General features: G+C 43.9%; 12 protein-coding genes. 7 read left to right on the top strand and 5 right to left on the bottom strand.

Annotation, left to right across the window (positions count from 1 at the left end):
* Nucleotides 1-103: 103 nt before the first annotated feature.
* The 5 genes from tsaD to ettA form a co-directional block, all read right to left on the bottom strand.
* Nucleotides 104-1,120, bottom strand: coding sequence for a tRNA (adenosine(37)-N6)-threonylcarbamoyltransferase complex transferase subunit TsaD (gene tsaD / locus VB073_RS15710; RefSeq protein WP_323405137.1), 1,017 nt, complete (start codon nt 1,118-1,120; stop codon nt 104-106).
* 51 nt (nt 1,121-1,171) lie between these two features.
* Nucleotides 1,172-1,459, bottom strand: a complete 288-nt coding sequence (locus VB073_RS15705; protein ID WP_323405136.1) for a hypothetical protein — start codon at nt 1,457-1,459, stop codon at nt 1,172-1,174.
* Nucleotides 1,449-3,557, bottom strand: coding sequence for an FUSC family membrane protein (locus VB073_RS15700; protein ID WP_323405135.1), 2,109 nt, complete (start codon nt 3,555-3,557; stop codon nt 1,449-1,451). The genes VB073_RS15705 and VB073_RS15700 overlap by 11 nt, the downstream gene beginning before the upstream one ends.
* Nucleotides 3,558-3,603: 46 nt before the next feature.
* The gene (locus tag VB073_RS15695; protein ID WP_323405134.1) at nt 3,604-5,205 is read right to left on the bottom strand and encodes a hypothetical protein; all 1,602 of its coding nucleotides are present in this window, start codon (nt 5,203-5,205) and stop codon (nt 3,604-3,606) included.
* Nucleotides 5,206-5,437: 232 nt separating this feature from the next.
* Nucleotides 5,438-7,117: an energy-dependent translational throttle protein EttA gene (ettA, locus tag VB073_RS15690; protein ID WP_323405133.1), complete on the bottom strand. Its 1,680-nt coding sequence runs from the start codon at nt 7,115-7,117 to the stop codon at nt 5,438-5,440.
* Between the two features lie 192 nt (nt 7,118-7,309).
* Between ettA and VB073_RS15685 the strand changes: the two genes are divergently transcribed.
* The 7 genes from VB073_RS15685 to gap all read left to right on the top strand — a co-directional run.
* A complete protein-coding gene (locus VB073_RS15685) occupies nt 7,310-7,873 on the top strand; it encodes a DUF1697 domain-containing protein (RefSeq protein WP_323405132.1) in 564 nt (187 codons plus the stop codon).
* Between the two features lie 34 nt (nt 7,874-7,907).
* Nucleotides 7,908-9,041, top strand: coding sequence for an SPFH domain-containing protein (locus VB073_RS15680; protein WP_323405131.1), 1,134 nt, complete (start codon nt 7,908-7,910; stop codon nt 9,039-9,041).
* Between the two features lie 14 nt (nt 9,042-9,055).
* A complete protein-coding gene (locus VB073_RS15675; RefSeq protein WP_323405130.1) occupies nt 9,056-10,141 on the top strand; it encodes a hypothetical protein in 1,086 nt (361 codons plus the stop codon).
* A 137-nt stretch (nt 10,142-10,278) separates the two neighbouring features.
* The gene (locus VB073_RS15670) at nt 10,279-10,689 is read left to right on the top strand and encodes a DUF6157 family protein (protein WP_323405129.1); all 411 of its coding nucleotides are present in this window, start codon (nt 10,279-10,281) and stop codon (nt 10,687-10,689) included.
* Nucleotides 10,690-10,733: 44 nt separating this feature from the next.
* On the top strand, nt 10,734-11,477 hold the full coding sequence (locus VB073_RS15665; RefSeq protein WP_323405128.1) for a dienelactone hydrolase family protein: 744 nt from the start codon (nt 10,734-10,736) through the stop codon (nt 11,475-11,477).
* 208 nt (nt 11,478-11,685) lie between these two features.
* Entirely contained in the window at nt 11,686-12,786 is a 1,101-nt protein-coding gene (locus VB073_RS15660; protein WP_416349565.1) for an MBL fold metallo-hydrolase, read from the top strand.
* A gap of 205 nt (nt 12,787-12,991) precedes the next feature.
* A partial coding sequence (gene gap, locus VB073_RS15655) for a type I glyceraldehyde-3-phosphate dehydrogenase (RefSeq protein WP_323405126.1) occupies nt 12,992-13,791 on the top strand: 800 nt, incomplete at its 3' end.

Here is a 13,791-nt window from a genome sequence, read left to right as displayed (position 1 = left end):
GGGGACAAAGATACAATTTAACCCTCAATTAAGGAAATATTTCCACAATTAATTATCAACATTCACGGTTTATAAATAGTACTTCTAAATTCTCTCGTCAAAATCAAATCGATACTCTTGCATAAGGCACTACATCGGGAGTGCAAAATTCGTTGTCGAGAAATTTATAATATCCTGAAATAGCGACCATTGCAGCATTGTCAGTAGTATAAGCAAATTTGGGAATATGTATTTTCCACCCGTAGCGACGGCTATATTCTTCAAAAGCAGCCCGCAAACCGGAATTAGCCGACACGCCGCCGGCCACTGCCACCTCTTTTATTTGCAGCTCTTTGGCGACACGATAGAGTTTATCCATCAGAATATCAATAATGGTCTTTTGCAGCGATGCACAAAGATCTTCCTTATTTTTTTCAATAAAATCGGCATTGTTTTTCAGTTCATCACGAAGGAAATAGAGAAACGATGTTTTCAGTCCGCTAAAACTATAATCATAACCGGCAATATGGGGTTTATTGAATTTAAATTTATCGGGACTGCCGAGTTTTGCCAGTCGATCCACTACCGGCCCACCGGGATAACCCAGCCCCATTACCTTTGCGCATTTGTCAAACGCCTCACCTGCAGCATCGTCAATAGTCTGCCCTACAATTTCCATATCATCGTAAGACTTCACCAGGATGATCTGCGAATTACCTCCCGAAACCAACAGGCAGAGAAAAGGAAATCCAGGCTGATTGGTATCATGTTCATCCTCTTTGATGAAATGTGCCAGTACATGCGCCTGAAGGTGATTAATCTCGATCATCGGGATATTCAATGCCGAAGAAAAACCTTTACCGAAAGATGTTCCTACAAGCAACGAACCCAACAAACCCGGTCCCCGTGTGAAAGCGACAGCCGATATCTCCTCTTTGGTGATACGCGCCTGTTTCAATGCATCATGCACTACGGGAATAATATTTTGCTGATGTGCACGCGATGCCAGTTCGGGTACTACACCGCCATATCGCTCGTGTACTGCCTGTCCGGCAATCACGTTAGAAAGAATCACACCGTCACGGATTACCGCGGCGGAAGTATCATCACAGGAAGACTCTATACCTAATATTGTAATCATTTATTCTATTCAATTCAAGCAAAAACGGGTACAAAGATAAGCGAAAAGAAATTATCTTCGGAATTTTATATTCGTAAGCACGATAGCTGAAAGGATAATGGCAATGAAGGCTGGCAATATCTTTACGTACTGATAGTAAGAGATTCCGACCAATCCGGTGAAGATTCCCACGAAAGAAACTTTCCACCAGGCTGTCGGGCGTAAAGGTCTATTTTTCTCTTCAGGCTGATGCTGAACATTTTTCTGAGTGCGAGGAGCATGTCCTGAAAAATTATTGTCTAAAATAGCATTCTTCTTAAAGAGAGAATTTTGAGCAAGTAATGCCGGACTACGTCTCAATTATCCCTTTCGCCTCTATCAGCAATTCCCGTGCCACATGGGCTATATTGGAAATAAGCCTTACCCTCCGGTTTGCGGGATCGCTCATCATCTCTTCCATCTGTTCATCCCAGGAGATTGCCCGTTGGAAATATGCCTTTATCTCTCCTTCATCGGCTTTGTGTGTCAATATTTCTGATACCAGCCGAAGGACATCACTCACATTATGGCAAAAGTCGAGTTCCTTTTCCGACAAATAGGCACCGGATTTATGCACCCCGAAAGCCGAAATATAGGATAATAGTGCGTGATTCTGATTGGTGAGATTAAAGGCCCTATCTTGAGACCTGCGCATATTCCTGGGTTCCAACCGCATCCATTTCCAGGCGGAAGTAAGTGCATTATCGGCATTGTAAGCGGTACGCCGGTTATGAAGATAGGCTTCTTCGGTAATGGCACCATCATAAATACTTTCGAAATAGCGCCTGTTTTTTGTCACTGCATTCAGCAACAACCCCGGAAGTTGTTTATACTGCCAGTTAGGCCATATAAAGCGTACCGACAGGAAAGCCAGCGCTCCGCCCACAATCGTGTCGATTATTCTTGGGAGCGCCACTGCGCTACCCTGATTGGAGATCAGATTGAATGCGGCAAGGACGAAAATCGTGATAAAGACAACGGCTATCGTATAATTCTGCTTCAACCAGAAGAAGAAGAGGTACATCGATGCCAGCATCAGCAGGATATGTCCGGCAAGCGTCGGTAATAACTGCGTCAACACCACTCCCGCCACGACGCCCAACAGGGTTCCGAACAAGCGGTGAAACAGGCGTAATCGCGTGGCGCTATAGGTCTGTTGAAAAACAATAAGCGATGTCATTAATATCCACGACCCTTTTCCGAAGTTGAGATAGAGCATGACACCATATCCCAACAGCCAGCTCAGCGTGAGTCTCACGGCAAATCGAAAGCGAGGATGCGCGGGATTCAATAATCTTTTCAGATTGTTTCTCTCCGGTTTTCTGGTATGGAACACGGTCACATCTATCTGTTCGATGGTCTTTTCCTCCTCCCGAAGGTTCTCCTCTAATCCCGTCAGATTCTTCATCAGCAACGACAAGGTAAAATAATGCTGTTCTTCTTTCTCCGCTTCGAGCATCGTCTGCAGGGCTGATATCGTCCATTTCAGCGATATCGGATGTTTATAAGGCTGGTCGGTCAACAGGGATTCGGCATAAAGTTGCACGGCCGATGCAATTTCCCTCATCAGCTTTCCAAACCCATCCAGTATCTCGGTATTTCTGACCTGATTGGAGAGCAGATCATACTGCTCATGGCTCGAGATGGCCCTTTCCTGCATGGCCTGTAGCAGGAACCATTTGCGGTAATAATGATCAACCGTAGGCAGCTCGTCACGGTTACCCTCCTCCGAAAAACTGTAGAGATCCTGCTTGCAAGCTTCAATCTGTTGTGCCAGTTCTATATTTTTCTGCGCCAACTGGTTTCTGATGATCGCTTGTGACTGGGGATTGCTGGGAAAGAGATTCGCTTTCAGGTCGATATATTCCGCCAGAAAATGAAAACTACGGGCGAGCTGCTCTTTTAATAGCCTGTATGGCCTGAAATACAACAGTGTGATAGAGACGATGGAATACATGAACGCACCTATGGTGAGCAGTGTCGGCTGATAATACCATTTCAGATCACTGCCATCAGCTCCCAACATAGTGTAGACAATGATAAGCATGGCACCGAAAGTAACACCCTGCAACCGTGAATCGATACCTCCTATCAGGATCAGCGAGAACGACATCAGAGCCAGCACAACAGCAAACCATACCGGCTGGAAAAGAAAAATAGTTACCAAGCTGCTACTCACAAAGAAGAGAAGCAGCGCTATGGCAGCCGATTTAATTCGCCCGATCGGATGCACATCAGTTTCCCCCAATGCCATCGCTACAACACCCAGCGCTAAAGTAGTACCGATAAAAGAGTTATGAAAAATCAGTTCCGCAGGTATCAGGAGACAAGCAATAGATACCGTTACCTTCAATCCCCACAGGTGATTAGGACTTTTCCAAAAAACATTGATCCAAATGTTGGTTATCCTTTCTCTCATTGGCGTACTAAACATCAGTAAATCATCAAATCAACACATCATCCAATCATAACGTCACATCCATCCTCACCGCACCCAGAAGGGCATCGGGATGATTCCTATAAGTAAAGCGGTGTACATATTCCACACGCAAAAGTCTTAAAATATTGGTAATACCGATAGTTCCTTCTATATAAGGCACATTGTCATATTGATGGGAAACAGAGGGGAAACGATATAACCGTTCGGGAGAGAGCGTTGGATTATTTTTATTACTTAACCGGCCATGGACAATTCGCAACGAGGCCAATTCTTTCAACTGCAACATATCAGCAATAGGTATTTTTGACAACACGAGATTATCGCCCACAAAAGTCATTCTCAATGTGTACTGTTCATCGGCTACGAATTCCAATGACCTGTTCAGGAAAAAGAAATTATTTTCAATTTGATATCGGTATCGCTGATTGGGATAAACCAATAGAGGAAAAGGCACCTTATCCCATACTTTCATCACCTCACCCACCATATCCAATCGACCGGCATGCCCTAGTAAAAAACGCTTCTGTGCCGAGAATTCGGTTCTGTGATAAGCTACTTCACCTCCTATAAAATTATTAAGGCTCATCGTATGAGACAGGAAAAAAACCGGAGAGGTTATTTCCAACGGTATTCGCTTCCGCCTTTGCTGGTCATAGGCTTCTCTCAGCGAATAACGCAGCAGTACACCTACGTCAGTAGTATTCAATTCTCCATGAGTAAGAACTATACCCTCCTGATGACCTCCGTCAAATTGTAATTCTCCCTGCGGTACAAACCGTGATCTTCTAACCCGGAAAGTGTGTGTCAACCCGTTTTTATATTCTCTTTCGTAGTTGATTTCAGCAAAATTACGGTAGGTAGCCTCGTTCAATGATCGCCTATAAGTAATTAAAAGCAGATCGTTTAATGCATAGGGGTGCATATCTCCGGGAGAATAGAGATCATTCTCATACACTAATCTCAGGTTATTTTTTGGAAATTCATCCTCATGATAAACTTTTTCAGTAAAAGAATAGATGGCTTCTCCCCGATATTTGAATCGCTGATCCTTAAAACCGTAAGCAGCATATCCCCTCACAAAGAAGTGTGGACTGAACCGGGAATTGGATGCGATCCCTCCTCTGAGCCGTATCCCTTCAATTGGATTATAAGTAGGAATAGTCTGTATCCTGCCGAAATCGAACCGGTTAGTCCCGGAATTTCCAAGCGGAATCCAGTCGTTTGTCACGAATTTCGTAGCTCTGGCAAGAAATGCAGCGAAACCACCCGAGGTTGCAACTATACTGTCCTGCATTGCACGAATCCTATCTACAAATTTATCCGGTTGCAACTCGATGATCAGATCATCCCAATTACGACCTACCAAAGAAAGAGATGTTAGTTGAAATTTCTCGCGGACAACCATCAATTGCCTGCCGAAAAGAGAATCAGGAACTGTAAATGCAAATTCTCCTACGTTATTGGCCACGGTCCCAATAGGTGTACCTTGAATAAAAAGAGCAGCATAAGCTACCGGAGTATGGTACTGTGCATCCTTCACCACCCCTTTGAGCAGCCTATTTTGTGCAAATACCGAAACACCGGCACTTACCAAAAACAAGAAAAACAATATCGAAATCCTTTTCATTCTTTATCTATTTAGACTCAAGAGTCAAGAACCAAGCATTCCAGAACGTTTTCACCGTTCAAAAAATGCGTTGAAACATTTTGTTTCTTAAGAGATTCAAGACTTTTTGGAATGTCAGATTTGAAATTTGACTACATCGATTTTCAATTGAGATTTAGGATTTGGGATATATGAATTACCTTACTATTCAATCTCATTGGCACATTGGCATATTAGTCTTATTGGCACATTCTCAAAGTTTCCTGTACCGCACCCTCTTCGGTTCTTCGTTACCGAAGCGCATTTTCTTGTTTTCCTCATATTCGCTGTAGGAACCTTCGAAGTAGAATACTTCCGAATTACCCTCGAATGCGAGGATATGGGTACAGATACGATCCAGGAACCAGCGGTCGTGCGAAATCACTACTGCACACCCGGCAAAGTTTTCCAACCCTTCTTCCAATGCACGTAAAGTATTCACGTCGATATCGTTAGTCGGCTCGTCCAGCAACAGTACATTGGCACCTGCTTTCAATGTCAACGCCAGATGGAGACGATTACGTTCCCCACCCGATAACACACCACACAGTTTTTCCTGATCGGCGCCGGAGAAATTAAAGCGGGAGAGATAAGCCCGGGCATTGACATCTTTTCCACCTACGCGTACAAATTCAGTGCCGCCGGAGACCACCTGATAGACCGTCTTTTCGGGATCGATAGCTTCGTGTGCCTGATCCACATAAGCGGTTACCACCGTCTCACCCACTTCGAAATTCCCCGCATCGGCTTTTTCCATTCCCTGAATCAATCTGAAGAGGGTGGTCTTTCCCGCACCGTTGGGGCCTATTACCCCGACAATACCGTTGGGGGGCAACATAAAATTCAGATTATCGAATAACAATTTATCACCGAATGCTTTTTTCACGTTGATGGCTTCGATCACCTTGTTTCCCAAGCGGGGACCGTTCGGGATAAAGAGTTCCAGTTTTTCTTCCCTCTCCTTCTGATCTTCATTCAACAACCGTTCGTAAGAATTCAGACGCGCTTTTCCTTTCGCCTGACGAGCTTTAGGAGCCAGATTAATCCATTCAAGTTCCCGTTCCAGGGTTTTGCGACGCTTGCTGACCTGCTTTTCCTCCTGCTCCATCCGTTTGGTCTTCTGTTCGAGCCATGAGGTATAATTTCCTTTCCAGGGTATTCCCTCGCCACGATCCAACTCAAGGATCCAGCCAGCCACATGATCGAGGAAGTAACGGTCGTGGGTGATACAGATCACCGTACCCTGATACTGTTGTAGGTGTTGTTCCAGCCAGTCGATCGACTCGGCGTCGAGGTGGTTGGTCGGCTCATCCAGCAACAGTACGTCCGGCTCCTGTAACAACAGTCTGCAAAGCGCTACACGACGGCGCTCACCTCCCGACAGTTCACGGATTCGTTGCTCTTCAGGAGGACAACGTAAGGCGTCCATTGCCCGTTCCAACCGATTATCGATATTCCACGCATCTACAGCATCCAGCTTATCCTGCAATTGGGCCTGACGGGCAAACAGAGAATTCATTTTATTTTCATCCTCATAATATTCCGGCAATCCGAATTTCAGGTTGATCTCTTCATATTCGTTCAGCAGATCCATCACGGGTTGTACACCTTCACGTACTACCTCAATCACTGTTTTATCAGGATCCAGTGCAGGATCCTGCTCCAGATAACCTACCGAAAAACTTTTATCGGAGACCACTTCACCCTGATACTCTTTCTCGATCCCGGCAATGATCTTCAACAGCGTCGATTTTCCCGATCCGTTAAGACCGATGATACCGATCTTGGCTCCATAGAAAAAGGAGAGGTAAATATCTTTCAATACCTGTTTGTGGGGCGGAAATGTCTTACTCACGCCCACCATGGAAAAAATAATCTTCTTATCGTCGGACATATTTTTTATATTGACTGATTAATTTTCTGATTTAATATCTTTTGTATGATTTATAACACCTCATATTGGATGCTAAATTGCATATAAATCCAAAACGGAGCACAAAGATAATAAAACTTTCGTGGTGATAAATGATCATTCTCTTGATACTATTGCATATATTTGTATCCTGTTCTTTAAAAGAAAACTGAAATGACAACCTACATTTCCATATTAAGAGGCATTAACGTAAGCGGGCAAAAAATGATCAAAATGGATGCTTTGCGAAAATCCTATGAAAGTTTAGGTTTTCATAATGTAACCTCTTATCTGCAAAGCGGAAATATGGTCTTTACCACAGATAAGAATATCGAACTGGATGAGTTTACACAAATCATTTCTGACCGGATCGAAAAGGATTTTGGGTTCCAGATACCCGTCATTGTATTGTCTGTAGATAAACTACGACAAATAGTTGATACCAATCCGTTTGCTAAAGAGAATGGCAAAGAAACAGCTTTTTTACACGTAACATTTCTCTCTTCTCTCCCTGATAAATATGATCTCAATGCATTAGAAGAAAAGAAACAAAACGGGGAAGAAATATCTGTTACCGGTAACGCAATATATCTATATTGTCCTAATGGATATGGCAGGACAAAATTAAACAACACTTTTTTGGAAGCGAAACTAAAAATGAAAGCCACGACGCGGAACTGGAAAACGACCACTGAACTTTTAAAAATAGCTCAGCATATGACGAAATCTATTTCTTAATTTCTACATATTCTAACTTTATAAACTTATAAAAATGGCCTTTTTAAACAAACTGAAAGAGAAAGCATTCGGAGAATTTATAGATATCATCGAATGGACAGACGACACTTCCGACACCATGATATGGCGATTTCCCCGCTATAACGCTGAAATTAAGAATGGTGCACAACTTACCGTACGGGAAACGCAGGTAGCTGTCCTGGTGAACGAAGGGCAATTCGCCGATATTTACCAGCCCGGGCGTTACCAACTCACCACTGCCAATATGCCTATCCTCACCACCATCAGGGGATGGAAATATGGCTTCAACTCACCGTTTAAAGTCGATGTCTATTTCGTAAATACCAAACAGTTCCTTAATCTACGCTGGGGAACAGCAAATCCCATTATGATGCGCGACCCCGAGTTCGGACCCATCCGTATGCGTGCTTTCGGGTCCTATTGCTTCCGTGTGGAACCCGATCCCACCAAATTCATCCGTAATGTGGCAGGTACAGATGGAAATTTCACTACCGACAGCGTTACCGACCAACTGCGTAACTTCGTCATCACCAAATTCACCGACTACCTCGGAGAATCGAAGATTGCCGCCCTCGATCTGGCTGCCAACCTCAACGAGTTCTCACTGGGACTGACGACTGCCCTCAAGGATGATTTTGCAGAATATGGTATTGAGTTGACTAAATTCCTGGTAGAGAATATATCATTACCCGACGAGGTAGAAAAGGCACTCGACCGCCGAACCAGTATGGGAGTCATCGGGAATATGACAGCTTACACGCAAATGCAGTTTGCCGACTCCATCAAAGATTCCGCCAACAACCCTGCCGGGGGTGGAAACCTTGCGGGTGATGCCATGGGTGCCGGAATAGGACTGGCAATGGCTGGGCAGATGGCACAACAAATGACCAATCCTCAAGGAGGACAATATACCCAGCCACAACAGGGCACACCGCCGCCCATACCGCACCAGACAGTATATCATGTGGCTTTGAACGGAGTGCAACAAGGTCCGTACCCCATAGCCCAATTGCAACTGATGGCGCAACAGGGACAACTTACTCCCGACACCTTGGTGTGGACTACCGGTATGCCTGCATGGGTCGCCGCCAAAACCGTAGTCGAACTGAATCAGTTCTTCAACACCACACCGCCGCCGCTTACATAATTCATCCCCGACCAATGAACACTACCGAACCCATTACCGATGCGCTACAAACCAAGTGTGCCTCGTGTGGGGGAATCATGCAATATTCCCCCGCCGATGGTAATCTCAAATGTTTGTATTGCAGTCATGTCGGAGAATTAGACCTAACACCGGTCAGGATAGCGGAAAACGACTTTTTTTACTGGAAAGATCGTGCCAACGAAAATAACGAAGAGCAAACCGAAGAGGTTTCAGAGATAAAATGCCGGCAATGTGGAGCCACAACCACCCTTCCACCCAATGTATCAGGTGCTAAATGTGCTTTTTGCAATACCCCTCTCATCATGCAGGAAGTGCATATAAAGCGTTTTTGGCAACCGGAATATTTGCTACCTTTCAAGATTACCGAAAAAGAGAGCAGCACCAATTTCAAGAAATGGTTGAACAAGAAATGGTATTTACCCAATAAACTGAAAAAGGGAAGTGTCCATACCGACAATTTCAAAGGTGTATATCTTCCGTTCTGGACATACGATTCCCACACCAACACCGATTACCGGGGTGAACGGGGTGAAGACCGGCAACAGAGCTATACCAACAATAAAGGAGAAAAGGTAGAACGTACTGTCACCGACTGGTATCCTGCCCGCGGAAATGTAACCATCTTCTTTGACGATATTATTATCCCCGCCGCCCAAAGCCTTCCCCCCAACATCATGAACCAGTTGACCAACTGGGATATGATGAATTGCGTGGCATACCGAAAGGAGTTTCTCGCGGGTTTCATCACAGAAATATACCAGCGCGATTTCAGGGAATCGTTCAACTATGCCAAAAAGAAAATGGATGATATTATCAGGGAGAATGTCCGCTCTGACATAGGAGGAGACCATCAACGTATCCATTCCATCCAAACCCGATACGATGACCTGAAATTCAAACACCTTCTGTTGCCCGTGTGGATCAGTTCGTTTAAGTACAACAACAAAGTCTACCAATTCGTAGTGAACGGCCGTACAGGCCAGGTTGTAGGACAATATCCGAAGAGCAAAGCAAAGATCGCGATGACAATTATCGCTATCGCGGCTATCATCATGATACTCTATCTAATGGTGAAATAAGATTAATCTGGCCCTCCTTAAACAATTTTGTCAATAGCGAGTGATTTCATAAAAAACTCCAACTATTTATAGAAAAGGGATGAAACATTCATTCCCTTTTTTTGTTTTATATAAGATGATTGCAACAGGTAAAGGATATGAAAACCCATACGACAAATTATTTCAACACATTGATTGAAGTGGCGGAAGATACGAAGGTAGACCGCGGGACAATACCCCCTGCAAAGGATAAAAAGAGCGTAGCGCAAATGCAATACGAACTGTTGAATGGCAATCCTTATCAATACTGTTCCGACGACATTCTGTTTCAGGTATATGTAGAGAGAAACAGTATTCCGAAAGATGAATACCCACAGGCAAGGGAACAATTTTTCTCAAAAGGGCAACCCTGCTTTCGGACTTCACCCTTACCAAAGAGTTATGGTTTCGGTATCCACAGTAACGGCGAAGGAAAAATCGCTCTCTACGGAATGGAAACCGAAACTTATCAACAGCTTTTATCGGATACAACAGTGAAGAAGATAAAAGCAATGAAATCAGCAAGATAAACATATAAAATAATATAGTTTTACAAACGAAAAAAAATCCAAATATGAATAAACTAATCGCAATACTTTCACTGATGGTTTTTGTACAATTAAGTCCGGCACAATCTCTGAAAACAGTATCCTATAAAGACGGCACACAGGAGTTAAACGGGTTGGTGACTGCCAATGCCGGTCGACAACTACCAGGAGTCTTGATTCTCCCTGCGTGGAAAGGAGTAGATAATGAAGCCCGGACAGCAGCCCTGAAATTGGAAAAAGAGGGATATATCGCATTTATAGCGGATATTTATGGTAAAGGAAATATCCCGGAAGACAATGCATCTGCCGCAAAAATGGCGGGCTTATACAAAAATGATTATAAGGCTTATCTGCACCGGATCGCTTTGGCATTAGAAGAACTAAAAAGACAAGGTGCATTGACAGACAAGATAGCCATTATCGGTTATTGTTTTGGTGGAACAGGAGCACTGGAGGCGGTACGAGCAGGACTCGAGATACAGGGAGTCGTCTCCATACACGGAGGATTAAGTAAAGACAAAACCCGTCCGAATGTTCCGATAAAGACAAAAGTACTGGTACAGCATCCGGCCGAGGACAAGAGTGTTTCTCAGGAAGATTACGACAGCCTTGTGAAAGAATTGCGGGATGGCAATGCCGACTGGCAGATTATCACTTATGCCAATAGCGGCCATACTTTCACCAATCCCGAATCACAAGAATACAACGAAATCATGGCTAAAAGAGCCTGGAACCATCTACTGATGTTTTTGAAAGAAATTTTGAAGTAAGACGAAAGTAAAAATATGAGCAAAGTAAAGATCAACAACACAGACTTGGAAATAACCTGTATCAATTTAGGCAGAAATGTATAAGGAATATCTGGAACTGTTGGACATTGCCAACAAATAAAGGATCTAAAATGACAAAAATAGTGGTGGTTTTCTTCAAAAACTGGTACCTTTGAGGTCAGATTGCATGAGATTAACAAAACGAATAATGACAACCCTTGTAAGCGTTGTATTGCTATTAGGCTCTACAACATTTTTTTATATGTCTCAACCGAAATTTGGTAAATTGCCGAAAGGGGAACGGCTTACACAAATTCAACAATCCCCGAATTACAAAGATGGAGAGTTCCGGAATCTTAGCCATACACCCAGTCTAACCGGAGGCCAATCCATGGTGAAGACTTTCTATAATTTTCTTTTCAAGAAAGCCCCACGTACAAGACCTATGGACGAGATCCCATCGGTGAAGACCGACCTGAAAGCTCTGCCTTCCGACGAAAATATACTGGTCTGGTTCGGTCATTCCTCTTACTATATGCAAGTCGATGGTATACGGTTTCTGATCGATCCGGTCTTTAGCGGCAATGCCTCGCCGATCCCCAATACCAATAAATCGTTCAAGGGAACAGATGTATATTCGGCCGATAATATGCCGGAAATTGATTATCTGTTGATCTCCCACGATCACTACGATCATTTGGATTATCCCACCATAAAGAAGTTGAAGCCAAAGATCAAACATGTCATATGTGGTCTGGGTGTAGGTGCCCATTTCGAACGCTGGAAGTTCGATCCGACGATAATCACCGAAAAGGACTGGAACGAAAGTATGCCTCTTTCCGGCAATATGACCTTGTACACCGTACCGGCACGCCATTTTTCAGGCAGGAGTTTCAAAAGGAACAAGTCGCTTTGGCTTGCATATATTCTGAGAACCGAAAAACAGCAACTGTTTCTTGGTGGCGACGGCGGGTATGACACCCATTTTGCCGAAATCGGAGAGAAATTCGGCGGATTTGATTTGGCGATTCTGGAAAATGGACAGTATAACCAAGCATGGCATGCTATCCACCTGATGCCCGAAGAGGGATTGCAAGTAGCCAAAGAGTTAAAAGCAAAACGCCTGTTTCCCGTTCATTCATCGAAATTCAAATTAGCACATCATCCCTGGGACGAACCGTTAAGAAGGATAACCGAGTTGAACGAAGAAGGAGATCAATTGCCATTGGTTACTCCCAAAATCGGAGAAGTGGTCTATCTGAACGATACCACGCAGGTTTTCAGTAAGTGGTGGGAAGGGGTTCGTTGAGTTTTTCAGTTTTTTGTCTCAAATAATTTTACCAAACCGAAAAAAAATGCTATTTTTGCGAGCCTGTTAAAAAGATGGTTTTTAGGGACGTTCTTCATCAGGTTGGACAGATAGAAGAAAGCTATGATAACTGGCATGAAGCCAAAAAGAATAGCAACAATAACAATTAAAAGAAATTCTTTTAACAAATAAATTCAACAAAGTTATGATTAAAGTAGGTATTAACGGATTTGGTCGCATCGGACGTTTGGTTTTCCGTGCTGCTCAAAACAGAAGCGATATCCAGATTGTGGGTATCAACGACTTGCTCGATGTGGATTACATCGCATATATGTTAAAATACGACACGATCCACGGTCAGTTCACCGGATCGATCGAAGTAAAAGAGGGTAACTTAGTGGTAAACGGAAACACTATCCGTGTATCTGCTGAAAGAAACCCGGCCGACCTGAAATGGGATGCCGTAGGTGCTGAATATGTAGTTGAATCTACCGGTTTATTCCTCTCTAAAGACAAAGCTCAGGGTCATATTGACGCTGGTGCAAAATATGTTGTGATGTCAGCTCCTTCTAAAGACGACACCCGCATGTATGTTTGCGGTGTAAACGAAAATACTTACACCAAAGGCGAACAATTCGTTTCCAACGCCTCTTGTACTACCAACTGTCTGGCTCCTATCACCAAGGTGTTGAACGACAAATTTGGTGTCCTCGAAGGATTGATGACTACCGTACACTCCACTACTGCTACCCAGAAGACTGTTGACGGTCCTTCTGCAAAAGACTGGAGAGGTGGACGCGCTGCATCTGCTAACATCATCCCTTCTTCTACGGGAGCTGCTAAGGCTGTAGGCAAAGTCATTCCTGAACTGAACGGCAAACTGACCGGTATGTCAATGCGCGTTCCTACCTTGAACGTATCAGTAGTTGACTTGACCGTACGTCTGGCAAAAGAGACTACTTACGCTGAAATCTGCGCTGCTATGAAAGAAGCGTCTGAAGGCGA

The sequence above is a fragment of the Proteiniphilum sp. genome (assembly GCF_034927365.1).
In the GTDB taxonomy this organism is placed as follows: Bacteria; Bacteroidota; Bacteroidia; order Bacteroidales; family Dysgonomonadaceae; genus Proteiniphilum.
Note: the sequence above shows the minus strand (reverse complement) of the source record. Positions and strands in the feature narration are given on the sequence as shown.